Here is a 26,981-nt window from a genome sequence, read left to right on the forward strand (position 1 = left end):
CCCGGGTGACCGAGACGTTACCGCTCACCGGCGAGAGAACAGCGCCCGGCATCTGGCACGAGAACTACTGGTTCGCGCGTCATGAGGCTGCCTACCGCTGGATCACGGCGAATCTGCCGTTGACCGGTCGCGTCCTCGACGCCGGCTGCGGCGAGGGTTACGGCGCGGAGCTGCTCCGCCTGGCCGGGGCGGACTCCGTGACCGGTCTCGACTATGAAGATACGACGTTGCGGCACGTCAAACGCGTTTATCCACAGGTCAATGTGGCGAAGGGCAATCTCGTCCAGACGCCCTTCGCGGACGGCGCCTTCACGCTCATCACTTCGCTGCAGACGATCGAGCATCTGTGGGAGCAGCCGCGGTTCGTCGCGGAGTGCGCGCGCATGCTCGAACCGACCGGCACGCTCATCCTCAGCACACCCAACAGGCTCACATTCCCGAGCGGCAACTGGTACCACACGCGCGAGCTGACCGCCGCCGAGTTCACCGAACTGCTCGAGCCACACTTCGACATCACCCACGCACTGGGGCTTCACCATGGCGCTAGACTGCGCACCTGGGAGGAGCAGCACGGGTCCTGCGTCGACGCCCAATTGGCGACCGAGTACGACGACTGGACGCCCGAGCTGAAGCAGCTCGTACAGAGCACGCGGCACGAGGACTTCGAGATTCGCCCAGACCAGGCAGACCTGGACGAATCTCTCGATCTCGTGCTCGTCGCGACCCCCTAGGGACGGACGAAGCGCTCGATGATCTTGCCGGCGATCAGGTAGACCAGGGCGGCGATGCCCCAGTTCACCAGCAGGGTGTTCTTCGCGGTCTCGAGCCGGAACAGGTCCTTGAACGGGCCCACCAGGTCGTGCCCGCGCTCCAGCACCCACCGGACGATCTCGTTGCTCTGGTTGGTCTGATCGAGCGCCGTGAACAGCGCGCCGAGCGCGAGTACGGCGGCAGCGATCACCGCGATCAGCCAGATCAGCGAGGCGATCAGGTTCCGCAGGCGCCGTACGCCGGAACCGACCGCCGACACGGCCTGCTTCCCCTTGCCCGGCGGCTCCTTGGCCACGGGCTTGTTGCCTACGGCACCAGCCGAAGCGCTGACCTTGCCGACCGGCTTGGTCACCGAGGTCTCCGCCGGATCCTTGCCACCGGCAACCGAAGCAGTCGGAGCGCCCGATGCGGAAGCCTCAGCCGCCGCCTTCTCCCGGGCCTTCTGTTCGGCGACGATCTCCGCCGCTGTCTTCGGCCGGACGGGTTTCGTTGCCGTCGCCGTCGTACCACGCGCGCTCGTACCGGCGTCCCCCGCGGTCTCCGCGCCGGTGTCTGTCACTGCGTCCTCTGACGGCTTCACCGCCTTGTCGGCAGCCTTCTCGTCACCCACGTCGTCCATCTCCTCAGCCGGGGTTGGTTCCTCGTCCCGCGCCGCTTCCGGAGCCGGCGGTCTCCTACGCCGGCTGACCGGGACCGGGCGCGGCGACAACCTGCGCCGGGCTCCCGCGATCGGGGCCGGTGCCGCTGTCCTGCCGTCCACTGCCTGCACCTCTGGGTCCAACCTACGGTCCACACCCACGTCCAGACCCGCGACCGCGCTCCGCGCACCCGCCGGGTCAGCACTCGTTTCAAGCGCTGGTTCCAACGTAGCGCTGCCGGGTTCCGTCACGATCGGAACCGGGTCGACCGCGCGCGTCCGCGCCCGCGTGATCGAGCCGTCGGCCGCAGCCTGATCGAGCGACCGATCAGGGCCCGTCTGGTCAGCCACGCCGGGTCTCCTCTCCGACTGTCAACCGATCGTGCGCGTCATCCAACCGAACGTGTGGGACATAGTGCCCGACTGGCGAGTAACTTGAGAACCCCTCGCCCTCAACTCCGCCATCACCAGCCGCTCCCCTGTCGTTACCCACAGCTTCCCCAGGTACGGCGCTCGTACTCGGGAGGATCGATGCAGGATCCGCCGGGGCCTCCGTCCCGGGTTGCGGGGTGGTGGGGCTCCCGGCGCTGGGGGCCGTCCCGGGTTTCGGGGTTGGGGGCTTCCCGGCGCGAAGTAGTGCCGCGGTACGTTCGTTCGCTTCGGCCAGGCCCGCCAGGTAGGCGCGGCGCTGGGCGTCGGCGGCGTAGCGGGCGGCCCGGTCGCCGACCACCACGGCCGGGACTCCCGCGGCCACGGCGTACGACGGAATGTTGCCACGGGCAACGCTGTTCGCGCCGATCACCACGCCCCGGCCGATATCGGTTCCGCGGGTGACCGTGACCTTCGTGGCCAGCCAGCAGTCCGGGCCGATCCGGACCGGCGACTTGAGCAGGCCCTGGTCCTTGATCGGCAGGCCGAGGTCCTCGGTCTTGTGGTCGAAGTCGCAGATGTAGGTCCAGTCGGCGATCAGCGTGGAGGCGCCGATCTCGATGTCCAGGTAGCAGTTCACCGTGACGTCGCGGGCGAACACCACCTTGTCGCCGATCCGCAATGTCCCCTCGTGCGCGCGCAGCCGGGTCTCGTCGCCGAGGTGCACGAACTTGCCGAGGATGATCCGGCCGTGCCCGGGCCGTGCGACGATCTCCAGCTTCTTGCCCAGGAAGACGAATCCCTCGGTGATCACCTGTGGATGGCGCAGCTTGAACCAGGCGAACCGCCAGTAGCGTTTCAGGTAGTACGGCGTCCACGCTCGATGACGCACCACCCAGCGCAAATTCGCCGCGGTCAGCAACCGCATCCAATCACCCTACTGCGCGAGGCCTGTAATGCTGACGTTGTAGTACAGCTCGTCGGGTACGACGGCCGACAGCGCCTTGTCCACCTTCGACAGCTGCAGCCACGACTTGTACGCGAACATCCGCCAGCCGAACCCGAGCTTCTGCTCCGGTACGGCGGCCTCGAACGTACGGATCGGCCACCCGACCCAGGCGGCCAGCAACTCCTCGGTGACAGTACGCACGTCGGCCGCACCCGCCCGCGAAGCCATCCGGGCCAGCGTGTCCGGGTCGAACGTGTGCAGGTCGACCACGGCCTCCAGGGCGGCGGCCCGGGACGACTCGTCCAGCTCCTCCTGCGGACGACGCCAATGCGACAGCGCGGGCAACTTGGTGACGTTCGTCGTTGCCCACCAGGTGAAGCGGGACAGCCGGCGGGCGACGAAATCGCCGTACCGGGTGGGCTCGCCGCAGATGACGAAGCGGCCGCCGGGCTTGAGTACCCGCAGCATCTCGCGGAAGGCGAGCTCGACGTCCGGGATGTGGTGGATGACCGCGTGCCCGATGACCAGGTCGAAGGTGTTGTCGTCGTACGGCAGCTTCTCGGCGTCGGCGACCCGGCCCTCGATCGCGAAGCCGAGGGTGCCGGCGTTCTTCTTGGCCGCCTCGACCATGCCGGGCGAGAGGTCGGTGACGTGCGCCTCGTCGATGACCCCGGCCAGCTTGAGGTTCAGGGTGAAGAAGCCGGTGCCGGCGCCGATCTCCAGCGACTTGCCGTAGGGCCAGCCGTCCGATCCGGCGACGGCGGTGAAGCGGTCACGCGCGTAGTCGACGCAGCGTTCGTCGTACGAGATGGACCACTTCTCGTCGTACGTCGAGGCTTCCCAGTCGTGGTAGAGCACCTGGGCGAGCTTGTTGTCGGTCCAGGCCGCCTCGACCTCTTCGGCGGTGGCGGCGGGCTTCTCGGCGGAGGTGGTCAAATCAGTTTCCCTTGAACTCGGCCTTGCCAGGGCCGTTCTCGACGAAGGACTTCATCCCGATCGCGCGGTCCTCGGTGGCGAACAGCGCGGCGAACTGCTGCCGCTCGATCTCCAGCCCGGTCGCCAGGTCGACGCCAAGGCCGGAGTCGATCGCTTCCTTGGCGGCGCGCAGGGCCAGCGCGGCACCGCGGGTGAATTGCGAAGCCCAGGCAACAGCTTCCTCGTAAACCGATGCCGCCGGCACGACCTTGTCGACCAGACCGAGTGACAGTGACTCGGCGGCGTCCACGAAGCGACCGGTGTAGATCAAGTCCTTGGCCTTGGATGCGCCGATCAGCCGGGACAGCCGCTGCGTGCCGCCGGCGCCCGGGATGATGCCGAGCAGGATCTCGGGCTGGCCGAGCTTGGCGTCCTCGGCGGCGATCCGGTAGTCGGCGCACAGGGCCAGTTCGCAACCGCCGCCAAGCGCATAACCGGTGATCGCGGCAACGGTCGGCTTCGGGATGGCGGCGACCGCGGACAGCGAGGACTGGAGCGGGCCGGAGCGCTTGACCATGTCGGCGTACGACATGTCGGCCATCTCCTTGATGTCCGCGCCGGCCGCGAAGACGCGCTCACCGCCGTAGATGACAACCGCGCGGACGTCATCGTTCGCAGTGGCCTCGAACGCGGCGGAGCGGATCTCCTCCTGGACCTGGACGTTCAGCGCGTTCATCTTCGGCCGGTCCAGCCGGATCGTGCCGACACCGTCGCTCACGGTGAGGTTGACGAACTCGCCCATCGCCTCGCTCCTAAACAGTCCAGGGGTCGCTACCCGTCGGTCACAACTCCGGAACCGTACCGGACCAGTCCTGGTCCGTGTACTGCGGGGACGCTACAACTCCACCGGTTGCCCCGAGACCGCGGACCGCCGCGCCGCGTCGACGATCCGGAGCGTCCGCAGGCCGACGGCACCATCGGGCTGCGGTACGACCGCGGGCGTCTTACCGGCCACCGCCGGGCCCGACTCGCGCACCGCGTGCAGGAAGGTGCGCAGCATCGAAGCGTCGAAGTTGGAGCCGATCGGCAGGTACACCTCACCGGAGGCGTCGGTCCCGCCGACGTGCGGCAGGAACGGCTCGATCTCCACCGAACCCTTGGTGCCGGTCACCTGCAAAGACACGCCACCCCAGGTCGGGCCGTTGTCCGGCACGCTCCACGAGCAGTCGATGGTTGCCAGCAGCCCGTTGTCGTAGGTGATCGTGACCAGGCCCCCCGTCTCCACGGACACACCCTTGTCCTGGTGCAGGACGTGGTTCGCGGCCGCGTAGACCCGCTTGGCCGACGCACCGCCGGTCAGCCCGTCGATCAGGTCGGCACAGTGCACGGTGTGGTCGACCAGCGCTCCCCCACCGGCCAGCTTGGCGTCGGTGAACCACTGCCGCTGGTCGTAAGGGATCTTCCCGTTGTTCGTCCCCAGTACGGCGAAGACGTCGCCGAGCAGACCGGCCTCGACGGACGCTCGCAGCCGCAGGTAGGAGGGCGCGAAGCGGACCGGGTAGGCGACCATGAGGATCACACCGGCGTCCGTGCAGGCGGCCAGCATCGCCTCGCCGTCCGCGACCTCTGTAGCCAGTGGCTTCTCACACAGCACATGGGCGCCGGCAGCCGCCGCCCGCTCGACCAGCTCGCGGTGCCGGGCGTTTTCGCTTGTCACTACGACGGCATCCGGTCCCCACGCGAACAGGTCGTCGTACGAGTCCACATAGGCCACGCCATGCTGCTCGGCAAACTCTGCGCCCCGCGGTTTGGCATCGGGCGCGGAGGCGCCATCGGGGTCTGCGGACAGGACGTCGACGTCCGGCATCGCACCGAGCAGCGAGACGTAAGAGGCGGCATGGGTGTGCGCGAACGAAGCGATCGCAACCTTCAGGGTCATGCCACTGCTCCAGTCGGGTCGAAGGTCGTCATGTCGATCGTGCGGCCGGTCGCCATCGACTCACGGGCGGCCTCGGCCAGGTACACCGCGATGGCGCCGTCAGAGGCGAGCACCCGAGGCTCCGCGCCGCCGCGCAGGGCAACCGCCAACTCGCGAAGCTGGGTCAGGTAAGGACTCTCCCCCAGCGTCGACGCCGGGATGAGCAGGTCGCCGCCCACTCCGCTGTCCTGGAGCTCCTCGGAGTACCCCGTGCCGGCCTCGGTCGAGTACTTCAGTACGCCGGTGGAGCCTGCGACCGTGAACCCGGACTGGAACTTGGTCCCGGTAGCACCCCAGGTCGCGCGGCAGTGGCTGATCGCACCGGTGTCGTGGGTCATCGTGACGTGCGCCGCCACGTTGACCGGGCTCATCCCGTCCACGGTCGGCGGGTTCTGTACGGCGTACACGCTCAACACCTCGCCACACAGCCACCGGGCCTGGTCGAGGTCGTGGACCATCAGATCCATGATCACTCCTCCGGACCGGGCCACGTCGCGGTACCACCCGGCACCGGCCGGCGACGAGGCCTGGCGGAAGAACCGCGCGACCGCCACCTCACCGACCCGGCCCGCGCGGAGGGCGTCGTACGCCGCGCTGTAGGCCGGAAAGAATCGGACCACGTGGGCCGGGTAGACCTTCACGCCGGCGGCCGACGCGGCCGCGATCACTTCGTGCGAGTCGGCTGCCGTCAGCGTCAGCGGCTTCTCGCAGATCACGTTCCGGCCGGCCTTGATCGCGGCCAGCGCGATCTCCTTGTGGGTCGGCGACGGGGTGACGATGTCGACGAACTCGACTTCCTTGAACAGGCCGTCGAGGGACGGCGCCAGCTCCAGCCCGTACTGCTCGGCGAGCTCGGGAGCGCCGGCCTCGGAGTGCACCAGGACGCGGGCGCCGAGTGCCTTCCAGGCGGAGACGTGCAGATGCGAGATGTTGCCCGCGCCGATCAGACCGACGGTCAGATCGGCCAGCTGTTCCGACATGAGGTCCCTTACATGAGTCGCAGGCACAGGGGTGAGTTAGTAACGGTTCTTGCGTATCATTGCGCACAGGCGTTCGCAACCACCGTCTCATGAGCACAACCAACTTTGTTATCGATAAGCCACCCCGTGCAGGCGACGGTTTGAGAGGACTTGTGCAGAATGTGCCGGTGACCGAAGCGACCGCCGCCCCGAGTGCTCTCGACACCGGGCTCCAACTGGGGGCAGTGGTCCAGACCGATGGAACCACCTTCACGCTGTGGGCGCCTGCCGCGGAACGCGTCGAGCTCGTGCTGATCGCCGACGACGGCGCGCAGCGGAACCTGGATCTGGCCCATACCGGTGAAAGCTGGACCGGGTTCGTGCCCGGAGTGGGCCATGGGCAACGGTATGGGTACCGCGTGCACGGTCCCTTCGACCCGACACACGGGCTTCGGTTCAACCCGGCCAAGCTGCTGCTCGACCCGTACGCGCGCGCCGTCGACGGCACGCTCGACTACGGCAGCCCGCTGATCTACGACTCGTCCGACGGCGACTCCGCCGGTCATGTCCCGGTCGGCGTCGTCGTCGCTCCGTCGGAGCCGCCACCGCCGATCAGCCAGCCGGTGCACTGGGGCGAGACGGTCATCTACGAGTTGCACACCAAGGGTTTCACCAAGCTGCATCCCGATGTACCGGAACATCAGCGCGGGACGTACGCAGGGCTCGCCCACCCGTCGGTGATCAACTATCTGACCGAGCTGGGCGTGACGTCGGTCGAGTTGTTGCCGATCCACCACTTCCTCACCGAGCCCGCGATCGCCGCCCGCGGCCTGCCGAACTACTGGGGTTACAACAGCCTCAACTTCTTCGCGCCACACGCGCCGTACTCGTCCTCGGGCTCACGTGGTGAACAGGTCGCGGAGTTCAAGGCGATGGTGGCCGCTTTCCATGCCGCCGGCATCGAAGTCATCCTCGACGTCGTCTACAACCACACCGCCGAGGGCGGCTTCGACGGGCCGACGCTGAGCTTCCGCGGGATCGACAACCGCGCGTACTACCGGCTCAGCCACGGCGGCACCATGTACGACGTCACCGGCACCGGCAACTCGGTCGACACCTCGCACCCGCAGGTCCGCCGGCTGGTGATGGACTCGCTGCGGTACTGGGTCGAGGAGATGGGCGTCGACGGGTTCCGGTTCGACCTGGCAGTGACGCTGATCCGCAACGAGCGGCACGAGGTCGACACCGTCGACCACCCGTTCCTGGCCGAGGTCGCGGCGGATCCGGTGCTCGGCCGGGTGAAGCTGATCTCCGAGCCATGGGACGTCGGCAACTTCGGCTACCAGGTCGGCAACTTCGGTACGCCGTGGTCGGAGTGGAACGGCAAGTTCCGCGACAGCGTCCGCGACGTGTGGCGCAACACCTCCGACGGCGTCAAGGACCTCGCCTACCGGCTGTCCGGTTCGAGCGACCTGTACGGCGACGACGGCCGTTACCCCTACGCGTCGATCAACTTCATCACCGCGCACGACGGGTTCACCCTGCGCGACCTGGTCAGCTACGACCACAAGCACAACGAGGCGAACCACGAGGACAACCGCGACGGCACCGACGACAACCGGTCCTGGAACCACGGCGTCGAGGGTGAGACCGACGACCCGAACGTGATCGCGTTGCGCAAACGGCAGATGGCGAACCTGATGTCGACGCTCATCCTGTCCACCGGCGTGCCGATGATCACCGCCGGCGACGAGTGCGGGCGGACCCAGCACGGCAACAACAACGCCTACTGCCAGGACTCCGCGCTGTCCTGGTTCGACTGGACGCTGCCGAGTGCCTGGTCGGACCAGCTGGAACTGACGAAGAAGCTGACCGCTCTGCGGGCGGCGCATCCGACCTTGCGGCAATGGCACTACTTCTCCGGCCAACCCGTCGTACCGGGTGGGCGCAAGGATCTGTCCTGGATCGCGCCGCACGGTGGCGAGATGACCGAGGCCGACTGGTACGACGGGAACCTGCGGACCATCGGCATGTTCCTGGCCGGCGACGCGCTGCGGGCGACCGATGCCGAGGGCAACGCGTTGACCGACAGCTCATTCCTGCTCGCGCTGAACGCGACGCCGGAGACCCGGCAGGTCGTCGTACCGGATGCGTCGTGGGCACCGGCGTACGAGGTCGTGCTGGACACCAGCAATTCGATGGTCACCGAGGTCGAGGCGGGTGCCACTGTCCCGCTGGCGCCGCGCTGTCTGGTGCTGCTGCGCGCACTCTGAGGGCGCACTCTGAGAGGTCGTTAACCTTCCTCCAGTACATTCATCGGTCACCTGCTGTTCACTTCTGGGGGGATCGATGTTCTTTCTGCGCCGTGAGACCCGGGAGCGCACGACGCCGATCGGTGCGCTGCACCGCGCGGTGATGCGGATGGGCGAGGCCGAGCGGGCCAGCACCCGCCCTTTTCAGCGCTGGGTCGACGGGATCGCGTACGTCGACATCCAGGCCCGGACCTATGCGGATTTCTGGACCCGGCAGAACGCTGACGTTTTGCAGGCTGATGGCCCGCTCTGGGTCGTGCTCGGCGACTCGACCGCGCAGGGTCTCGGCGCGTCGTCACCGCTGCACGGGTACGTCGGCCAGGTGCTCAACGCATTACGCCGCCGGACCGGGCGGCCGTGGCGCGTGCTCAACCTGTCCCGCTCCGGTGCCCAGACCCGGCACGTGCTGGAAGACCAGCTCCCGCTCATCGACGGGCTCGACCCTGAGCTGGTGACATGTGGGATCGGCAACAACGACATCCTCGCCACGCCACCTCGCCGATTCCGCACCCACCTGCGTCAGGTGATCGAGCGCCTCCCACCCTCGTCGGTGATGATGGATCTCACGGTCCCGGACCGCTTCTGGCGGATCGGCGGCGTCGCCAGCCCTTATGTCACCGGCATCAACCAGTTCATCAACACCACCGCAACCGGCCGCGGCCTCCCGGTCGCCGAAGTCTCCCGCCACGCCCGCCCACCGTGGCGCGGCATGCTAGCCCCCGACAGCTTCCACCCCAACAACCTCGGCTACCGCCGCCACGCCGACGCCCTCCTCGCCGCCCTGCCCTCAACTCACGGGCAGGTCTTGCGGTAGGCCCTACTGCCGAAGGCCTGTCGCCACTCGTGATTGCGGCCGGTCCTTCACGAATTACTACGGATCTGGATAATCTGGATCCGTGGGAAATTCGGGTGAGCCGCTGCTGGTCGTTTTGCAGCGGGCTACGCATGTGACGTTGCAGGTGCTGGGGACGGAGTTGGCTGAGCTGGGGCTGACGGCTTCTGAGGTGAACGTGCTGGCGAATCTGGCTGACGGGCGGGGGCGGACGGTGTCCGAGCTCGGGGTTGCGGCTGGGGTGCGGGCGACGACCTTGACCGGCGTACTGGATCGGCTGGAGCAGAAGGGGCACATCAAGCGGTCGGCTCGGCCGGGTGATCGGCGGGCGGTTGAGATCTCGCTGACCCCGGCCGGCGTGAAGAGTGCGGCGCGGGTGCAGCGGGCGTTCGTCGAGGTGGAGGAGCGGGCGCTGGCGGGGTTGCCGGCGGCGTCGGTGAAGCAGGCGAGGCGAGTGTTGGAGGCGTTGGGTGAGCACGTTCGATGAATTGATGGGTGAAGTGATGGCGACCGCCGACCGGTTCGGCCACCGGGAACACGTGAAGCTGACGTGGCTCGCCGTACGGCGATGTGGAACGACCGCGGCGGTGGAGTTGATCGGCGACGGCATCCAGCGGACGGCGCGATACGCGGGAGTGCCGCAGAAGTACAACGCAACTGTGAGCCGAGCGTGGGTGGAGCTGACGGCGTACCACATGGCCGAGGCGCCGCGTGAGAGCTTCGACGAGTTGCTGCGTCGCAACCCGGGACTGATGGACAAGCGGCTGCTGACGCGGTTCTACCACTCGCGCACACTGGCTTCTCCGGCCGCGCGGCGCGGGTGGGTCGAGCCGGATCTGCACGCGTTCCCGCGATGAAGCTTGACCTTGCCCTTGGGGCAGGGGGTTTGGTGGTTGCGTGTTGACGATCAGTGAGTTCGGGCGGCGGACCGGGCTTTCGCACAAGGCGTTGCGGTTGTACGACGTGTCGGGGCTGTTGCCGCCGGCACAGGTCGATCCGGCGAACGGATACCGGCTGTACGACGAGGAGCAGCTGGAGCGGGCCCGGCGGATCAGCGTGCTGCGGCAGTTGGACATGCCGCTGACGACGATCGCCGAAGTACTCGCAGGGTCGGACGAGGAAGGGCTGATCCGGCTGAACCGGTGGTGGGAAGCCGAGGAGGCGACCACCGCGGCCCGGCGGGCGACGCTCGAGTACCTGCGGGATCGGCTCTCGCGATCGGGGACGCCGGGTTTGACGCCGCGGCCGGTGCTGACCCGCGACGTACCGGAAACGAAGATCGCGACGATCCGGTGCGACACCGATCAGCAGTCGCTGGTCGGGGTGATCGTGACCTCGACCAACGCCATCGTGGAACACCTCACAGCTGCCGGGGCCGAACTGACCAGTGGTTCGTGGGTGATCTACCACGGCGCGGTGACCCCCGAGTCCGAGGCGACCGTCGAGATGTGCGTGCCGTTCGCGGGCTTGGTGGATCCCTCCGGTCCGATCGCGATCCGGGTCGAGCCGGCTCATCGTGAGGCGTACTGCACGATCACGATGGACGAGTGCGCCTACCCCCGGATCATGCTCGCGTACGACCTCGTCTACGACTGGGTCCGCTCGGCCGGCGTGCCGGTGGACGGTCCACCGCGTGAGGTCTACCTCCCCGACTGTCACCTGATTCCGCGCGACCAGCCGGCCGTCGACATCGCACTGCCGATCGAGAGGAAGCCCTGATGGATTACGCCATACACACCGACTACAGCGATCCGCGTTCGTACGCGCACTTGTTCGACGCGTTGCCCGACGATGTGCCCGGCATCGCCGCGGTGATTCGCAACTTGCTGATCCACTACCGCGGCGGCGGGATCACGTTCACCGGCGATCGATTGGCCGAGATCGACCATCGCTGGGTGTCGTCGATGCTCGCGACGGACCAGAAGCGCAACGGTACGGCGCTCGCCGTACCGCGCGAGCCCGTCGACCGGATCGTCGGGTGCTGCCGGGACTACACGCTGCTGTTCGTGTCGGCCCTGCGGCACAAGGGGATTCCGGCGCGGAGCCGGGTCGGGTTCGCGGTCTACTTCAAGGAGGCCTTCAACCACGACCACGTCGTCGCGGAGTACTGGAACGGCGATCGCTGGGTGATGATCGACGCGCAGCTCGACCCAGCCGGCCAGGAGCCCTTCAACACCGAAGACATGCCGGCGGGCCCGTTCGCGTCGGCTGCCTCGGTGTGGCTGGGTTATCGGTCGGGATCACTCGACGCGGACTCGTACGGCGCGGATCCGAACCCGGATGCACCGCTGCGACTGCATGGCGGGTGGTTCGTGCGGACCTATGTGCATTATCAGCTCGCGCATCTGCAGGGCGACGAACTTCTGCTGTGGGACAACTGGGGCACGCTGTGCGACACCCCGGCCACCCTGGACGGCGCCGATGTCGACCTCACGGACGACATCGCTCGCCTTTTGGTTGCCTCCGACAACGGAGACGAAACCGCCACAAAGGACCTGGCCGAGCGCTACGCTTCGGACCCCCGCCTCCGGCCGACCGGACGCTCGTACATCACCTCGCCCACCGGCGCACCTCCCGTGTGGGTGGAGCTCGTACCTCCGGCGGCGTAGGTCCTCGGTTTGTGCTGAGGTGCTGTGGTCTGTTCTAGTGCGGGTAGTCTCGTCCACGGGGCGCGGACAGCATCCCGGGACCTCGGACATCTGACCAGGTGTCCGAAGTCTCCATTTCGTGTCCGAAGCCCTCCGAATCCGGCGATATCAGCCCACGATCCCGCTATCCGGACACACCCGACCACATCCCGGGCAAATCCATCGTCGGCCGACCTCGCTAGCGGGTTATGTGACCGATAGCCCTCTATTTCCCGCCATCGGACAAACAACCCGCTATCGGGCCCGGCCAGGAGTCCGAATCGGCTTCGGCAAGGGGACCCATGTCCGGCCCGGCGCAAACCGCTCGGCCCGAGTCGACCTCGCCAGCAACCAGGCCCATCGCACCGAATCCAGACTCGGGCACGCGACCACTCGGGTGAGCTGCTCCGGGATAGCTGCCGCCTTCCCTGGTCCGGGGGGGAGTCAAGAGGCGAGCTCGCTCGCTCCCGCAGGGACGCCGACGAAGGAGGCACTCTTGACGCCCACCACCCGGACTAGCACACTCGCGCAGCCCGGAGCCGCGCCCCCCGCCTCGAAATGGCTACGGCGGGAGACAGCTGTCGGCGCTCAGGGTCGTGAGTAGGTGTCTAAAAAGAAGGGCCCCGCCTGGTGAGGCAGGCGGGGCCATTCGGGTTAGAACTCGGAGCCGGCTGGGAGGTCCGGTGTCGACGGGTCCTCGGGGTCGGAGGGGCCGGCAGCTAGGCCTAGTTCGGCTGGGCTGGCTAGGCCGGCGTGCTTCGGGACGACGCGGACCGTGTAGCCGAAGGGGCCGGTTCGGTCGAGCTTCAGTTCGCCTTCGTAGCGGTGCCGGTTGCCGTCGTACGTTTCCGCCAGCGACAGCGACGCGCGGACCGGGTCCTTGATCTCGTCGTTGGAGTCGACCCGTCCGTGCAGTACCTCGACGTCGATGTCGGCCGGCAACAGGTCGCCGAGGGCCGCGAAGGCGCGGATGCCGACGTTGGTGCCGAGCTGCGGTACGTCGCCGAGACCCTGCAGCTCCACGTGGTCGACCCGGATCTGCGGCCAAGCCGCCCGGACCTTCTTCTTCCACGCGGCCAGGTCGCGCGCTCCGTCGTACGTCGCATTCAGCGAGCGCGACGAGTGTGCGGACGGGACGTACAGCTGCTCGACGTAGTCGCGGACCATCCGGGTGGCGAGCACCTTCGGGCCGAGCTCCTTGATCGTGTGCCGGAGCATCTCGATCCAGCGGCCCGGCACCTCGCCGTCGTAGAACCGCGGCGCGACCTGCTTCTCGATCAGGTCGTACAGCGCGTGCGCCTCGAGGTCGTCACGCCGGTCGGTGTCCTCGATGCCCTCGGCGGACGGGATCGCCCAGCCGAACTCGTCGTCGTACCACTCGTCCCACCAGCCGTCGCGGATGGACAGGTTCAGCGCGCCGTTCAGCGCCGCCTTCATGCCGGACGTCCCGCAGGCCTCGTAAGGACGCAAGGGGTTGTTCAGCCAGACGTCGCAGCCCGGGTACATCGGCTGCGCCAGCGCGATGTCGTAGTCGGGCACGAACACGATGCGGTGCCGGACCTCCGGGTCGTCGGCGAACCGGACCATCTCCTGGATCAGCTTCTTGCCGCCCTCGTCGGCCGGGTGCGCCTTGCCCGCGATGACGATCTGGATCGGCCGCTGCGGGTGCAGCAGCAGGGCCTTCAGGCGGGCCGGGTCGCGCAGCATCAGCGTCAGCCGCTTGTACGACGGAACACGCCGAGCGAAGCCGACAGTCAGCACATCGGGGTCGAGGATCGAGTCGACCCAGCCGAGTTCGGCCTCGCTGGCACCACGGTTCAGCCAGGACTGGCGGACCCGGGCGCGGGTGTCGTCGATGAACCGCTGCCGCAGGATCCGCTTGGTCTCCCAGATCTGCGCGTCGGTCGTCTTGTCCAGACCGGCGAAGATGCCGTCGGTCTCGGCGGTATCGGTGGTCGCGTAGGTCAGGCCGTGGATCTCCCGGGCCACCCAGGTCGGCGCGTGTACACCGTTGGTGATCGACGTGATCGGTACGTCGGTCGCGTCGAAGCTCGGCCACAGCCCGGAGAACATCCCCCGGCTGACGACACCGTGCAGCTTCGACACGCCGTTGGCGCGCTGGGCCAGCCGCAGACCCATGATCGCCATGTTGAAGACGCCGGGGTCGCCGCCCTCGAAGTCCTCGGCGCCGAGCTCGAGGATCCGGTCGATCGGCACGCCCTCGCCGAACGCGTCCGGGGAGAAGTGCTGCTGGATCAGCTCGACCGGGAAGCGGTCGATACCGGCCGGCACCGGCGTGTGGGTGGTGAACACGGTCCCGCCGCGGGCCACCTCGAGCGCGGTGTCGAAGTCGAGGCCCTGGTCGGCGGCCAGTTCGCGGATCCGCTCGATGCCGAGGAAACCGGCGTGACCCTCGTTGGTGTGGAACACCTCCGGCGCCTCGTGGCCGGTGATGCGGCAGAACGTGCGTACGGCGCGCACACCGCCGACGCCGAGGAGCAGTTCCTGGAGCAGCCGGTGCTCGGTCGAACCGCCGTACAGACGGTCGGTCACCTCACGCTCGGCGGGCTCGTTCTCCTCCATGTCGGAGTCGAGCATCAGCAGAGGCACCCGGCCGACCTGGGCGACCCAGATCTGCGCGTGCAGCTGCCGGTTGCCCGGCAGCGTCAGGGTGACGGTCGCGGGCGCCTCGCCGTCGCGGAGCAGGTTGATCGGCAGACCGTCGGGGTCCACCAGCGGGTAGCGCTCCTGCTGCCAGCCTTCGCGGTTCAGCGACTGGGCGAAGTACCCGTGCCGGTAGAGCAGCCCGACACCGATCAGCGGTACGCCGAGGTCGCTGGCGGCCTTGAGGTGGTCACCGGCCAGGATCCCCAGACCACCCGAGTACTGCGGGAGGACGTGGGTGATGCCGAACTCCGGAGAGAAATAGGCCACCGAGCTGACCGGCGAGCCGGCGTCGGCCTGGAACCAGCGGTTGCCGGTTACGTAGCCGTTCAGGTCGGCTACAGCCAGCTCGAGCCGGCTCAGGAAGGCATGGTCGTTGGCCAGCTCGTCGAGCCGGGCCGCCGGGACCTCACCGAGAAGCTTGACCGGGTCACCGCCGGTGCTCCGCCACAGCTGCGGGTCGACAGCCTCGAAGACGTCCTGCGTCTCCGGGTGCCAGGCCCAGCGGAGGTTGTTCACCAGGGTGCCCAGCCCGGTCAGCTGCTCGGGCAGGACAGGGCGGACGGAGAATCGTCGTATCGCTCGCACCGGGACACCGTACAAGCCCCAGGCCAGCACGGCACCTCCGGGATGCATCGATTTTGCAACACGAGCAAGATTTTGCAGAGCCGTTAGACACCTATGGACAGTCTTGTTCCGGAGTGTGGACCGAACCGTGACCACTGCATGTCACCGGCCGGACATGGGAAACCGATAACGTGAGTCCTGCAGTCTTCTCTGTACGCCGTACTGACCCCGCCGGATCCGCAATCGGAAAGCGAAGGTTCGTCTACGCCATGACTGGGCGCATCCCGATCACCGACGTCACCCCGACCGTCGACGCCGGAGCGTATCCGGCCAAGGCCTCCGTCGGCGAGACGTTCACCATCGCGGCAACGGTCTTCCGTGAAGGCCATGACGCGGTGAACGCGAACGTCGTGCTGACCTCGCCGACCGGCCAGACCAGACGGATGCTGATGACACCGGTCGGCCAGGGCTCGGACCGGTGGACCGTCGACGTCACCCTGCAGGAGCAGGGCGCGTGGACGTTCGCGGTCGAGGGCTGGAGCGACCCGTACGGAACCTGGCGGCACAACGCCGAGATCAAGATCCCGGCCGGCATCGACGTGGACCTGATGTTCGCCGAGGGAGCCGCGTTCTTCGACCGGGCCGCAGCCGGCGTGCCCCCCGCCGTACGGGCTGATCGGAGCACGCTCGGCGATGCCGCGCAGGCGCTGGCCAACGGCGCGCTGCCGCCGGAGGCCCGGCTGGCCGCGGGGATCTCGCCGCAGGTCCGGGCCGCGCTCGGGCGGTACCCGGTGCGTGAGCTGATCACCTCGTCGGACACCTACCCGGTGTGGGTCGACCGGCAGCGCGCGCTGTACGGCAGCTGGTACGAGTTCTTCCCGCGGTCCGAGGGAGCGACGTACGACGAAGCGACCGGGCAATGGACCTCCGGAACCTTCCGTACGGCGGCCAAGCGGCTCGAGGCGGTCGCGAAGATGGGCTTCGACATCCTCTACGTGCCGCCGATCCACCCGATCGGCCACTCGTTCCGCAAGGGCCCGAACAACACGCTCGATCCGAAGCCGGGCGACCCCGGGTCGCCGTGGGCGATCGGTTCGGCCGAGGGCGGGCACGACGCGATCCACCCCGAGCTCGGCACCTTCGAGGACTTCGACCACTTCGTCGGCCGGGCCCGCGAGGTCGGCCTGGAGGTCGCCATTGACCTGGCCCTGCAGGCGTCGCCGGACCACCCGTGGGTGACCGAGCACCCGAAGTGGTTCAGCGTCCGCGCCGACGGCTCGATCGCGTACGCCGAGAACCCGCCGAAGAAGTACCAGGACATCTACCCGATCAACTTCGACAACGACCCCGAGGGCATCTACGCCGAGGTGCTGCGGATCGTCAAGCTCTGGATCTCCCACGGCGTGACCGTGTTCCGGGTGGACAACCCGCACACCAAGCCGGTCAACTTCTGGGAGTACCTGCTCGGCGAGATCCGCAAGACCGACCCGGATGTGGTGTTCCTGTCCGAGGCGTTCACCCGGCGGCCGATGATGCAGGAGCTGGCCAAGGTCGGCTTCCACCAGTCCTACACGTACTTCACCTGGCGCAACGAGAAGTGGGAACTGGAGGAGTACCTGCAGGAGCTGACCAAGGAGACCGGCCACTTCCTGCGGCCGAACTTCTTCGTCAACACGCCCGACATCCTGACCGCATATCTGCAGTACGGCGGCCCAGGCGCGTTCAAGATCCGGGCAGCCATCGCCTCGACGTCGTCACCGGCGTGGGGTGTGTACGCCGGCTACGAGCTGTTCGAGCACGTCGCTCTGCGGCCGGGCTCGGAGGAATATCTCGACACCGAGAAGTTCCAACTCCGGCCGCGTGACTGGGAGGCCGCCGAGGCCGAAGGCCGGTCGCTGGCGCCGTACCTGACGCTGCTGAACAACATCCGCCGCCGGCACCCGGCCCTGCAGCAGCTGCGCAACCTGACGCTGCACTCGGTCGAGGACGAGGCGATCATGTGCTACTCGAAGCGGACCACCGGGCCGGACGGGCACAGCGACACGCTCATCATCGTGGTGAACACCGACCCGCACTCGGTCCGCGAGTCGATGGTCCACCTCGACATGGCCGCCCTCGGCATGCGCCCCGAGGACACCTTCACCGTGTACGACGAGATCACCGGCGCGACCTGGCGCTGGGGCCAGTCCAACTACGTCAAACTCGACCCGAACGGTGACCCCGCCCACATCCTCGCCGTCCGCCGCGGCCAAGCCTGACCCGACCCATGAGATCCTCTCCCCCACACTGAAGTGGGGGAAGAGGATGTCTGTTCTCGAACGAGTCTCGGCGGAGACCCGCCGCAGCACCGGCTGGCTCATCCCGGTGGCCGCCAACCTGCTGGTCGACGACTTGGCACCCGGCTCGGGTGAGCTGGTGGCCCGCACCACCCAATTCTGGTACGGCGGGCTCGGGCTGGCCGGTGTATTGGTTGGCGTGCTGTGGCAGTGGTTCAGTCCGCGTGAACTGGCGGAGCGACTGCTCCTGGCCGGCGGTGCGTTCCCGGTGGTGTGCGTCCTTTTCCTGCTGCCGGTCGACGAGACGCACGAAGACCGCTACGCGCTGTACTTCTGCCTCGGCATCGTGGCCGGGCTGGTCCTCGCCACCTGGTGGCAGAGGGTTCGGGCCGCTAAGTCAGCGGGACAGTCTCCGGGTACTTGAGGCCGAGGCCGGTGTTCAGGGCTACGACCTGTTCGCCGGGCTGGATCCAGCCGGATTCGCGGAGGCGTCGTACGGCGGCGAAGGTGGCGGCGCCTTCGGGGCAGATGAAGGCGCCTTCGAGCTGAGCGAGCCGGTGCAGTTCGGCGAGGATGGCTTCGTCGTCGACGGCAACGGCACAGCCGCCTGTGTCCGCGATCGCTTGCAGGACAAGGAAATCGCCGAGCGCCTTCGGCACAGTGATGCCGAAGGCAACCGTTTTCGCGTCCGGCCAGGGCTCGCTCTCCGGCAGACCATTCTCGTAGGCCTGGACGATCGGGGCGCAACCGGTCGACTGTACGGCGACCAGCCGCGGCAGCGGCCCGTCGACCCAGCCGAGCTCCTGCAATTCCAGCAGCGCCTTCCAGATGCCGATGATGCCGACGCCACCGCCGGTCGGATACAGGATGACGTCGGGCAGCTGCCAGTCGAGCTGCTCGGCGATCTCCAGGCCCATCGTCTTCTTGCCCTCGATCCGGTAGGGCTCCTTCAGCGTCGACACGTCGAAGTACCCCGGCTGCTCCCGGATGTACGCCGCCGCGTCCCCGATCAGCCCATCCACCAGGTGCAAACGAGCGCCGACGACCTTCACCTCACGCCGGCAGATCTCCGGCGCCGCGATCGGCATCGCGATCAACGCCTCCATCCCCGCCCGAGCGGCGTACGTCGCCCACGCGGACCCGGCGTTCCCATTGGTCGGCATGGCGATCTTCCGTACGCCGACCTCGTACGCGCGCGACACGCCGACCGCGGCCCCACGCGCCTTGAACGTCCCGGTCGGGATCAGCCCCTCGTCCTTCATCAGCAGCCGGTCCACCCCGACCTCACGCCCGTACCGCGGCAACGGGAGCAGCGGGGTCATCCCCTCCCCCAGGGTGACCACGTTCGCGGCCGATCGCACCGGCAGCAGCTCGTGATACCGCCACAGGTCAGGCGGCCGCGCGGCCAGTTCGTCCTTGGTCAGCTTCACCGACTGCACGTCGTACCGAGCGAGCAAGGGCGATCCACACGGGCACAGGCCGATGATCTGGTCGGCGTCGTGGACGGTCCCACAACGAGGGCACTCGAGCTGACTCAACGAGGAGAACGTCACGTCAAGTCAAACTACCCCGCGCGGAGACTGGTGATGGCCGGGCGCTGGTGATCGGTGAGCCGGAAGCCGATGCCGCGGACCGCGTCGATGGTGACCGTGGTGCCGAGGTCGTCGAGCTTGCGGCGGAGTCGTTTGACGACCGAGTGGACGTTGGCCGTGCCGCGCAGGTGGCGGTTGTGCCAGACGGTCTGGTGCAGAGCGTCGTACGTCCAGACCCTCAGCGGCGACGTCATCAGCCGGGTGAGCAGGTCGTGCTCGAGCTCGGTGAGCTGGACCTCGCGGCCGCGCCACTGAGCCACCGACCGCATCCGGTCGATCGTCAGCACGTCGCCGTCCGAGGACTGCTCGGCGATGGCAGGCTCGGGTGGTTCCGGCGGCGGTCCCGGGACGAGGAGCTTCCGCAGTTCGTCCAGGCTGGACACAAGGAGGAGGGGTGCGACGTCGTCGACGAGCTCGGCGAGCCGGATGCGTTCCTCCGGCGTGGCCGCGACCGCGATCAGCAGTGGGAACGCCTGCTGGCCGGCCGTGGTCAGATCGACGTCCGCTCCGGTCATGGGGCCCTCCCGCCCTGGACTGAGGAGTGGAGGGAGCCGGGTGTCATGGGGCCTCCCGCCCTGGACTGAGGAGCGCAGGGAGCGAAGCGACCGGAGAGACGAGGGAAGGGCGGGAGCCAGGGCCCCATGACCCGCCGCGCCGGAGGCGTGGCCAAAAGCACAGCGACCGGAGTGACGAGGGAAGGGTGGGAGCCAAGGGCCCCATGACCCGCCGCGCCGGAGGCGCGGCCAAAAGCACAGCGGGGACACGGGCGGTGACCATCTGATCACGATGTCAACCCTTGCCTTGGATCGTCAACGAACTGCCAATCTTTGACCAATTTGCCTCGATCGGTGCGACGGCTAGTCACATCTTGCTCACGAAGTGTGCTTGTTGACGCCGCAACCTGACACATAGGGTCCTCGGCAGGCTCGCGGTGTCACATGCCGCGGCTGCGTAGTTACTGGGGGGCACGGTGCGTTCGCTAAACCGGTTCACGGGGCGGACCGCCTGCACCTCTGCACCGAATGACTCGGGGGAGTCGACTCGGGGTCGTTACCAGTGAGGGGCTGCAGAGATGTCACATCAACCACGAAGGGGACTCGCCAGATCGCTGGTGGGTGCCCTGGCGACGGTGGCAGTCGTCGCGACCGGACTGGCCGCCGCCGGCCAGGCCCAGGCGGTGCCCAATTCAGGGCCGCCCACCAAACCGGAAGCAACACCGTCACCGGCGGAGAAGATCAAGCCGGAACTGAAGGCGAAACTGGCCGGCGCGGAGGCCAAGGAGGCGACCGACTACTGGGTCCGGTTCACCGACAAGGCCGACCTGACCGCCGCCAGCAAGATCACCGACTGGAACGAGCGCGGCACCGCCGTCGCCGCGGCACTGAAGAAGGCCGCCGCGGAGAGCCAGGCCAAGGTCCGTGCCGAACTGGACGCACAACACGTGCAGTACAAGGCCTTCTGGGGTACGAACGCGATCCGCGTCACCAGCGGCACGCTCGAACTGGCCGAGAGCCTGGCCGGGCACGCCGAGGTCGAGGGCCTCTACAACCCGACCGCCGTCGAGGTCCCCAAGATCACCCCCGGTGAGAACGAGCACGAGATCAACGCGCTCGAGTGGGGTATCGCGAACATCAACGCCGACGACGTCTGGTCGCAGTACGGCGACAAGGGCGCCGGCATCGTCATCGCCAACATCGACACCGGGGCGCAGTACGACCACCCGGCGCTGGTGAAGCAGTACCGCGGCAACAACGGCGACGGCACGTTCAACCACAACTACAACTGGTTCGACGCAGCCGGCACCTCGCCGAGCGCGCCGGCCGACGGCAACGGCCACGGCACCCACACGATGGGCACCATGGTCGGCGACGACGGCGCGGGCAACCAGATCGGCGTCGCGCCGGCGGTCAAGTGGATCGCCGCGAACGGCTGCTGCCCGAGCGACGCGGCGCTGATCGAGTCCGGTCAGTGGATGCTCGAGCCGACCGACCTGAACGGCCAGAACCCGGACGCGAGCAAGCGGCCGAACATCATCAACAACTCGTGGGGCTCGACGCAGCCGTCGAACGACCCGTTCATGGAGGACATCACCCTCGCCTGGACGGCGTCCGGCATCTTCGGCGCCTTCGCGAACGGCAACAGCGGCACGCTCGGCTGCCAGAGCAGCGGGTCGCCGGGCAGCCTGACCAGCAACTACTCGGCAGGCGCCTACGACATCAACAACAACATCGCCTCGTTCTCCGGCCGCGGTGTCGGCCAGAACGGCACGATCAAGCCGAACATCTCGGCCCCGGGCGTCAATGTCCGCTCCAGCCTGCCGGGCAACACCTACGGCAGCTTCAACGGTACGTCGATGGCCACGCCACACCTCGCCGGCGCGGTCGCCCTGCTGTGGGCGGCGTCGCCAGTACTGAAGGGTGACGTCAACGCGACCCGCGCGCTGCTCGACGGTGCAGCGGTCGACAAGGCCGACAGCCAGTGTGGTGGCACTGCCGCCGACAACAACGTGTACGGCGAGGGTCGCCTGGACGCGCTGGCTCTGCTAAACGCCGCACCGATCGGCGACACCGGCACTCTGGCCGGCAAGGTCACCGCCGCGACCGGTGGTGCCGCACTCGCCGGCGCCAGCGTGACGGTGAAGACGGCCGGCCAGCCCGACCGCGTCCTCACCACCAGCAGCACCGGTACGTTCTCGTCGGTCCTGCCGGCCGGTAGCTACGACCTGACCGTCGCGTCGTTCGGGTACAAGACCCAGACGGCGACCGCGGTGATCACCACCGGCGCGACCACGACGAAGAACTTCGCGCTGGTGTGCGCTCCGCAGGTGAACATCGGCGGCACCATCACGGACGGCTCCGGCCACGGCTGGCCGCTGTACGCGAAGGTGACTGTCGAGGGTCCGGGTGGCGTGTTCGACTACACCACCCCGGCCAACGGCCGCTACAGCCTGAAGGTCCCGTCCGGAGCGGCGTACTCGCTGAAGATCGAGTCGCAGTACCCGGGCTACCAGACCGTCAGCCAGCCGATCACGGTCGGCAGCAGCAACCTGACCAAGAACGTCGCGGTCCCGGTCCGGACCGACGCGTGTACGACGGCTCCCGGCTATAAGTGGGGCTCCGACGGTGTCTTCGAGACGTTCGACGGCACGGCCGCGCCGAACGGCTGGACCGTCGTCGACAACAAGGGCAACGGCCAGGTCTGGAAGTTCACCGATGACGGCAACCGGGGCAACCTGACCGGTGGCAGCGGCGGTTTCGCGGTCGTCGACAGCGACAGGTACGGCGGCGGTGGCTCGCAGGACACCTCGCTGGTCAGCCCGGTCGTGGACCTCAGTGCGGTCACCGCTCCGGTGATCCGCTTCAACCAGGAGTACAACTACCTCGGTGGTGAGAAGGCCGACGTGGATCTGTCGATCGACGGCGGTACCACCTGGACGAACGTACTGACGCAGTCCGTCGACATCCGCGGGCTGAAGGAGATCGCGATCCCGCAGGCGGCCGGCAAGTCCGCCGTACAGGTGCGGTTCCACTACTACAACGCCTCGTACGAGTGGTGGTGGGAGGTCGACAGCGTCCTGATCGGCAGCCAGGTCACCTGTGAGCCGGTCGGCGGCGGCATCGTCGTCGGCAACGTCAAGGACGCCAACACCAACGGCTTCGTGAACGGTGCCGTGGTCACCCGGGACAGCAAGCCCGCCGAGACCGCGACCACCGTGGCGACGCCGGAGGACACCGGCCTGAACGACGGCTTCTACTGGCTCTACTCGTCCGACTCGGACGCGCAGGGCTTCACCGCCAAGGCCGGCAACTACAAGAGCTCCAGCCAGAGCGTGAACGTGGAGGCCGACTGGGTCACCCCGGCCGACTACACGTTGACGGCGGGGCGGCTGGCCATCACGCCGGGAAGTGTCAGCGGCACCGTGCAGCTGCCGACCGGCAAGGTGACCAAGTCGTTCACCGTCACCAACACCGGTGGTGAGCCGGTCGACGTGAAGTTCGGTGAGCGGGACGGCGGCTTCGTGCTGGAGAACGCGGACGGCAGCAAGACCAGCAAGAAGCAGCTGCTGAGCAGCACCGGCGCTCCGTTGCAGCGGCTCGAGGTCACCACCTCGTTCGCGAACAAGCTGTCCGGCAAGATGGCGGGCACCAAGCCGGCCGCCGCACCGGCTGCGGCGCCGTGGGCCGACATCGCCGACTACCCGTCGACCGTGATGGACAACCGGGTGGTCAACCTGGAAGGCAAGGTCTACTCGATTGCCGGTGGCAACGGCAGCGCGTCGACCGCGAACAGCTACGTGTATGACCCGGCGACGCTGGCCTGGACCGCCATCGCCCCGCTGCCGGGCGCTCGTAACGCCGTCACCGTCGGCGCTGTGGGCGGCAAGATCATCGCCAGCTCCGGCTGGGGTGCCAGCGGTCCGGCCGGGGACACCTGGTCGTACGACCCGGCCAGCAACGCCTGGACCGCGGTCGCCGCGAACCCGGCTCCGCGGGCCGCGGCCGGTCAGGCCGTCCTCGACGGCAAGCTGTACGCCGTCGGTGGCTGCACCACCTCCAGCTGCCTGCCGATGAGCAACAGCGTGGTCCGGTACGACCCGGCCGCGAACAGCTGGGAGACCCTGCCCAACTACCCGAAGTCGGTCGCGTTCGCGTCCTGCGGTGCGATCGAGGGCAAGCTGTACTGCGCCGGCGGTAACGACGGTGCTGCCTCGCTGAAGTCGGCGTACGTCTACGACCCGGGAGCCAACGCCTGGTCCGCGATCGCCGACGCGCCCGCCGACCATTGGGCGGCGTCGTACGCCGTGGCCGGTGGCAAGCTGCTGATCGTCGGCGGTGTCCAGGCCGGAGCGGTCACCAACGCCGGGTTCTCGTACGACCCGGCGGCCGAGACCTGGGCCGCGCTGCCGAACGCCAACCTGCCGCGGTACCGCGGTGGTGCGGCCTGCGGCTTCTACAAGGTCGGTGGCTCGTCCGGTGGCTTCACCGCCACCGCGGACTCCGAGGCCCTGCCGGGTCTCGAGGAGTGCGCCGAGTCGTCGGCGGACGTGAGCTGGCTGTCCATCGACAAGACCGAGGCCACGCTGGCCCCGGGCGCGTCGACGACGGTCAAGGTCACGCTGAAGGCCAACGTCGACCAGCCCGGCACGTACAGCGGGTCGGTCACGATCGGCGAGAACACGCCGTACACCGTCCCGGCGGTGGGCGTGACGATGAACGTCACCCCGCCGAGCACCTGGAGCAAGCTGCAGGGCACCGTCACGGGCATCAGCTCCGCCGGCGCAGAGGCTGCCCTCCCGGGCGCGACCGTCCAGGTGGACTCGTGGGCGCAGTCCTACACGTTCATCACGGACAAGGACGGCAACTACGCCTACTGGCTGGACATCCGCAACAACCCGCTCACCCTGATCGCCGCCAAGGACGGCTACAAGCCCCAAACCCGCAGCACCGAACTCCTCCCCGACGAACCCGTCATCGAGGACTTCGCCCTGAAGGCAGTCAAGTAACAGTCGAGTAGTCAAACCGGCCCTCACCCGCCCTTGGGTGAGGGCCGGTCGCACGTCCACGCGCCGGCCGGGCTCGGCAGCCGTTGCGCCGATCTCCGGAAACAAATCTGCACTGGCTGGCAGTAGAACTCCGGAAACCTCGGTCGGCGACCTCGATCTCGAAGGTGCCCGGCCCGCCGACGTCCACGCCGTACTGGCTGCCGTCCTGGTGACTAGGTAGTGGGCAGGAGATGGAAGCCGACGCCTCGGACGGCGTGGATGGTGACTGTGGCGCCCAGCTTCGAGAGTTTTTGGCGGAGGCGTTTGACCACTGAGTGGATGTGGGAGCCGTGGCCCAGGTGTTCGTTGCCCCAGACGGCGTGGTGGAGGCGTTGGTAGGTCCAGACGCGGCCAGGTTCCTTGACCAGGCAGTGCAGGAAGTCGTGTTCCAGGCGGGTCAGGGGGACCTCGCGGTTCTGCCAGCGGACGACGCGGCGGTCGACGTCCAGGTAGAGGTCGGCCAACTGGTCCGCTGGTGAAGGGGACGGCACTGCCGCGATCTGGGCAGTCTGCTCATCGGGCAGTTGGGCCGGAGTCAGTACGACGGGACCGGCGGCCGTGGTGAGTTCGAGGAAGGCCCGGGCCTGGTCCGCGCTGTTCACCAGCAACAACGCCTCCGCACCGCCGAGCAGCCGGGCGAGTTGCACCCGCTCGGCCGTGGTGGTTGCCACCCCGATGATCAACGACGAATCCGGCGACCGCTCCATGCGCGTCCCTCCCCAGTCAGCCAACCAGGCACAAGTACGTTTCACGACGCGAAGTAAGTCAAGGGATTCAGCGCGTGACCACCTGGCACATATGCGAATTGTCCGAGACAGGACAAATGTGCGGGTCCGGCGTGCGGACCGCCCGCGGTACGGAGTAATGTCCTCGCGCACGGTCACCCTTGACCGCATCCGACGGAGGAACAGTGCCCGGACTCGTTCGGCGGCCGCTCGTCGTGTGGCTGCTCGCGGCCCTCGCCGTACCCGTGTTGCTGACGGCTGTGCTCATTCCGGCCAAAGCGGGCACCACCGAGGACGAGCTGCGGGATCGTACGACGGCCGCGCTCCAGGCCCGCGGCATCAACGGCGCCGAGGTCGACATCGACGGCCGGGACGCCACGATCGCCGTGCCGGCCGGGGTGGACGCCGGCGAAGTCCGAGAGGTGGTCGCCGGCGTCGACGGCGTACGGTCGGTCAAGGTCGACGGCGGTACGACGGAGAGCACCCCCACTCCCCCGCCGCCCGCGGCCATCGCGCCGTTCGAGGTGGGCCGGACGGCACAGGCGATCCGGGTGCAGGCCGTGGTCCGCGATCAAGCGGTCAAGGACGCGGTCGCCGCCGAGGTCGGGAAGGTGATCGACGAGGGCAAGGAGTTCGACAACCGGATCACCGTCGACGCCGCGACCGGGTTGCCCGACGCGTCCGCGTTGGCGCCACTCATTCAGGCTCTGGCCTTCGGACCCGGCGATGTGTCCGCGCGGTACGACGGTACGACGATCACGCTGACGGGTCAGGTCGCGGACCAGGCCGCCAAGGCGACGGCCGCGCGGGCAGCCGCGAAGGCGGTGCCGGGTGCGGTGGTCGCGAACGAACTGGAGCTCCCGCCTCCGCCGAAGCCGGAGGTCAGTGAGGCCTGCCGCACCTTCGGGAGCCGGCTGGCGGAGTTCTCCCGGCACAACAAGATCGTGTTCCTGTCCGGGACATCGATCGTGAACGACGCGTCGAAGGGCTCGGTCATCCGGGCCGCGGCGCTGCTGAAGACGTGCACGACCGCGCGGGTCGAGGTGGCCGGTCACACCGACAACCTCGGTTCCCCCGCCACCAGCCTGCCGCTGTCGCAACGCCGCGCCGACGCCGTGAAGGCGACGCTGGTCCGGCTCGGAGTGCGGGCCGACCGCATCCTCGCGCACGGCTACGGGGAGTCCTTCCCGGTCGCGCCGAACACCACCGCCGCCGGCCGGATCGCCAACCGCCGGGCCGAGATTCGAGTACAAAGTGGCCCGTGAT

General features: G+C 68.1%; 21 protein-coding genes. 11 read left to right on the forward strand and 10 right to left on the reverse strand.

The annotated features are described in order from the left end of the window. Window positions 1-5 precede the first annotated feature (5 nt). Complete coding sequence (locus tag EV646_RS27120) at window positions 6-731, forward strand: class I SAM-dependent methyltransferase (RefSeq protein ID WP_132153439.1); 726 nt, start codon at window positions 6-8, stop codon at window positions 729-731. On the opposite strand, the gene EV646_RS27125 is transcribed toward EV646_RS27120, so the two are convergent. The 6 genes from EV646_RS27125 to EV646_RS27150 all read right to left on the reverse strand — a co-directional run bounded on the left by EV646_RS27125 (window position 728) and on the right by EV646_RS27150 (window position 6,599). After that, the gene (locus tag EV646_RS27125) at window positions 728-1,759 is read right to left on the reverse strand and encodes a hypothetical protein (protein WP_199237221.1); all 1,032 of its coding nucleotides are present in this window, start codon (window positions 1,757-1,759) and stop codon (window positions 728-730) included. The two genes, EV646_RS27120 and EV646_RS27125, sit on opposite strands and share 4 nt — an antisense overlap. Then, the gene (locus EV646_RS27130) at window positions 1,752-2,705 is read right to left on the reverse strand and encodes an acyltransferase (protein ID WP_132153441.1); all 954 of its coding nucleotides are present in this window, start codon (window positions 2,703-2,705) and stop codon (window positions 1,752-1,754) included. The genes EV646_RS27125 and EV646_RS27130 overlap by 8 nt, the downstream gene beginning before the upstream one ends. A 9-nt stretch (window positions 2,706-2,714) precedes the next feature. Continuing rightward, window positions 2,715-3,662 carry a class I SAM-dependent methyltransferase gene (locus tag EV646_RS27135; protein ID WP_132153443.1) on the reverse strand — a complete coding sequence of 316 codons (948 nt, stop codon included), beginning with the start codon at window positions 3,660-3,662 and terminating at the stop codon, window positions 2,715-2,717. A gap of 1 nt (window position 3,663) precedes the next feature. Then, window positions 3,664-4,443 carry an enoyl-CoA hydratase/isomerase family protein gene (locus EV646_RS27140; protein ID WP_132153445.1) on the reverse strand — a complete coding sequence of 260 codons (780 nt, stop codon included), beginning with the start codon at window positions 4,441-4,443 and terminating at the stop codon, window positions 3,664-3,666. A 93-nt stretch (window positions 4,444-4,536) separates the two neighbouring features. Continuing rightward, complete coding sequence (locus tag EV646_RS27145; RefSeq protein WP_132153447.1) at window positions 4,537-5,580, reverse strand: Gfo/Idh/MocA family protein; 1,044 nt, start codon at window positions 5,578-5,580, stop codon at window positions 4,537-4,539. Next, window positions 5,577-6,599 (reverse strand): Gfo/Idh/MocA family protein, encoded by a 1,023-nt coding sequence (locus tag EV646_RS27150; protein ID WP_132153449.1) that lies wholly within the window; start codon window positions 6,597-6,599, stop codon window positions 5,577-5,579. The genes EV646_RS27145 and EV646_RS27150 overlap by 4 nt, the downstream gene beginning before the upstream one ends. 167 nt (window positions 6,600-6,766) lie before the next feature. Between EV646_RS27150 and glgX the strand changes: the two genes are divergently transcribed. From glgX to EV646_RS27180, 6 genes are all read left to right on the forward strand, one after another. Beyond that, window positions 6,767-8,851 (forward strand): glycogen debranching protein GlgX, encoded by a 2,085-nt coding sequence (glgX, locus tag EV646_RS27155; RefSeq protein ID WP_241996356.1) that lies wholly within the window; start codon window positions 6,767-6,769, stop codon window positions 8,849-8,851. 76 nt (window positions 8,852-8,927) lie between these two features. Beyond that, entirely contained in the window at window positions 8,928-9,704 is a 777-nt protein-coding gene (locus tag EV646_RS27160) for an SGNH/GDSL hydrolase family protein (RefSeq protein WP_132153453.1), read from the forward strand. Window positions 9,705-9,786: 82 nt separating this feature from the next. Continuing rightward, window positions 9,787-10,209: a MarR family winged helix-turn-helix transcriptional regulator gene (locus tag EV646_RS27165; RefSeq protein WP_199237222.1), complete on the forward strand. Its 423-nt coding sequence runs from the start codon at window positions 9,787-9,789 to the stop codon at window positions 10,207-10,209. After that, window positions 10,193-10,579: a hypothetical protein gene (locus tag EV646_RS27170; RefSeq protein ID WP_199237223.1), complete on the forward strand. Its 387-nt coding sequence runs from the start codon at window positions 10,193-10,195 to the stop codon at window positions 10,577-10,579. Before EV646_RS27165 ends, EV646_RS27170 begins: the two co-directional genes overlap by 17 nt. A 40-nt stretch (window positions 10,580-10,619) precedes the next feature. Next, window positions 10,620-11,441: a MerR family transcriptional regulator gene (locus tag EV646_RS27175; protein ID WP_132153455.1), complete on the forward strand. Its 822-nt coding sequence runs from the start codon at window positions 10,620-10,622 to the stop codon at window positions 11,439-11,441. After that, entirely contained in the window at window positions 11,441-12,331 is an 891-nt protein-coding gene (locus EV646_RS27180; protein WP_132153457.1) for a transglutaminase-like domain-containing protein, read from the forward strand. Before EV646_RS27175 ends, EV646_RS27180 begins: the two co-directional genes overlap by 1 nt. A gap of 672 nt (window positions 12,332-13,003) precedes the next feature. On the opposite strand, the gene glgP is transcribed toward EV646_RS27180, so the two are convergent. Further along, on the reverse strand, window positions 13,004-15,601 hold the full coding sequence (gene glgP, locus EV646_RS27185; protein WP_132153459.1) for an alpha-glucan family phosphorylase: 2,598 nt from the start codon (window positions 15,599-15,601) through the stop codon (window positions 13,004-13,006). A gap of 248 nt (window positions 15,602-15,849) precedes the next feature. Between glgP and EV646_RS27190 the strand changes: the two genes are divergently transcribed. Both EV646_RS27190 and EV646_RS27195 read left to right on the forward strand, forming a co-directional pair. Continuing rightward, complete coding sequence (locus tag EV646_RS27190) at window positions 15,850-17,838, forward strand: alpha-1,4-glucan--maltose-1-phosphate maltosyltransferase (RefSeq protein ID WP_132153461.1); 1,989 nt, start codon at window positions 15,850-15,852, stop codon at window positions 17,836-17,838. Between the two features lie 46 nt (window positions 17,839-17,884). Beyond that, the gene (locus EV646_RS27195) at window positions 17,885-18,280 is read left to right on the forward strand and encodes a hypothetical protein (protein WP_132153463.1); all 396 of its coding nucleotides are present in this window, start codon (window positions 17,885-17,887) and stop codon (window positions 18,278-18,280) included. On the opposite strand, the gene EV646_RS27200 is transcribed toward EV646_RS27195, so the two are convergent. Beyond that, on the reverse strand, window positions 18,249-19,409 hold the full coding sequence (locus EV646_RS27200; protein WP_132153465.1) for a threonine synthase: 1,161 nt from the start codon (window positions 19,407-19,409) through the stop codon (window positions 18,249-18,251). The genes EV646_RS27195 and EV646_RS27200 overlap by 32 nt on opposite strands. Before the next feature lie 11 nt (window positions 19,410-19,420). Continuing rightward, entirely contained in the window at window positions 19,421-19,963 is a 543-nt protein-coding gene (locus EV646_RS27205) for a winged helix-turn-helix domain-containing protein (protein ID WP_132153467.1), read from the reverse strand. Window positions 19,964-20,577: 614 nt separating this feature from the next. Between EV646_RS27205 and EV646_RS27210 the strand changes: the two genes are divergently transcribed. Further along, complete coding sequence (locus EV646_RS27210) at window positions 20,578-24,951, forward strand: S8 family serine peptidase (RefSeq protein WP_241996357.1); 4,374 nt, start codon at window positions 20,578-20,580, stop codon at window positions 24,949-24,951. A 212-nt stretch (window positions 24,952-25,163) separates the two neighbouring features. Here the strand turns inward: EV646_RS27210 and EV646_RS27215 are convergent, their stop codons facing one another. Continuing rightward, the gene (locus EV646_RS27215; protein WP_132153471.1) at window positions 25,164-25,697 is read right to left on the reverse strand and encodes a winged helix-turn-helix domain-containing protein; all 534 of its coding nucleotides are present in this window, start codon (window positions 25,695-25,697) and stop codon (window positions 25,164-25,166) included. Window positions 25,698-25,900: 203 nt separating this feature from the next. Between EV646_RS27215 and arfA the strand changes: the two genes are divergently transcribed. After that, window positions 25,901-26,980 (forward strand): channel-forming protein ArfA/OmpATb, encoded by a 1,080-nt coding sequence (arfA, locus tag EV646_RS27220; protein ID WP_132153473.1) that lies wholly within the window; start codon window positions 25,901-25,903, stop codon window positions 26,978-26,980. Window position 26,981: the final 1 nt, after the last annotated feature.

Source organism: Kribbella antiqua (assembly GCF_004345665.1).
In the GTDB taxonomy this organism is placed as follows: Bacteria; Actinomycetota; Actinomycetes; order Propionibacteriales; family Kribbellaceae; genus Kribbella; species Kribbella antiqua.

Coding starts and splice junctions, on each gene's coding strand:
- EV646_RS27130 (WP_132153441.1), bottom strand. CDS start 2,705: ATGCGGTTGCTGACCGCGGCGAATTTGCGCTGGGTGGTGCGTCATCGA.
- EV646_RS27140 (WP_132153445.1), bottom strand. CDS start 4,443: ATGGGCGAGTTCGTCAACCTCACCGTGAGCGACGGTGTCGGCACGATC.
- EV646_RS27145 (WP_132153447.1), bottom strand. CDS start 5,580: ATGACCCTGAAGGTTGCGATCGCTTCGTTCGCGCACACCCATGCCGCC.
- EV646_RS27150 (WP_132153449.1), bottom strand. CDS start 6,599: ATGTCGGAACAGCTGGCCGATCTGACCGTCGGTCTGATCGGCGCGGGC.
- EV646_RS27160 (WP_132153453.1), top strand. CDS start 8,928: ATGTTCTTTCTGCGCCGTGAGACCCGGGAGCGCACGACGCCGATCGGT.
- EV646_RS27180 (WP_132153457.1), top strand. CDS start 11,441: ATGGATTACGCCATACACACCGACTACAGCGATCCGCGTTCGTACGCG.
- EV646_RS27190 (WP_132153461.1), top strand. CDS start 15,850: ATGACTGGGCGCATCCCGATCACCGACGTCACCCCGACCGTCGACGCC.
- EV646_RS27195 (WP_132153463.1), top strand. CDS start 17,885: ATGTCTGTTCTCGAACGAGTCTCGGCGGAGACCCGCCGCAGCACCGGC.
- EV646_RS27205 (WP_132153467.1), bottom strand. CDS start 19,963: ATGACCGGAGCGGACGTCGATCTGACCACGGCCGGCCAGCAGGCGTTC.
- EV646_RS27215 (WP_132153471.1), bottom strand. CDS start 25,697: ATGGAGCGGTCGCCGGATTCGTCGTTGATCATCGGGGTGGCAACCACC.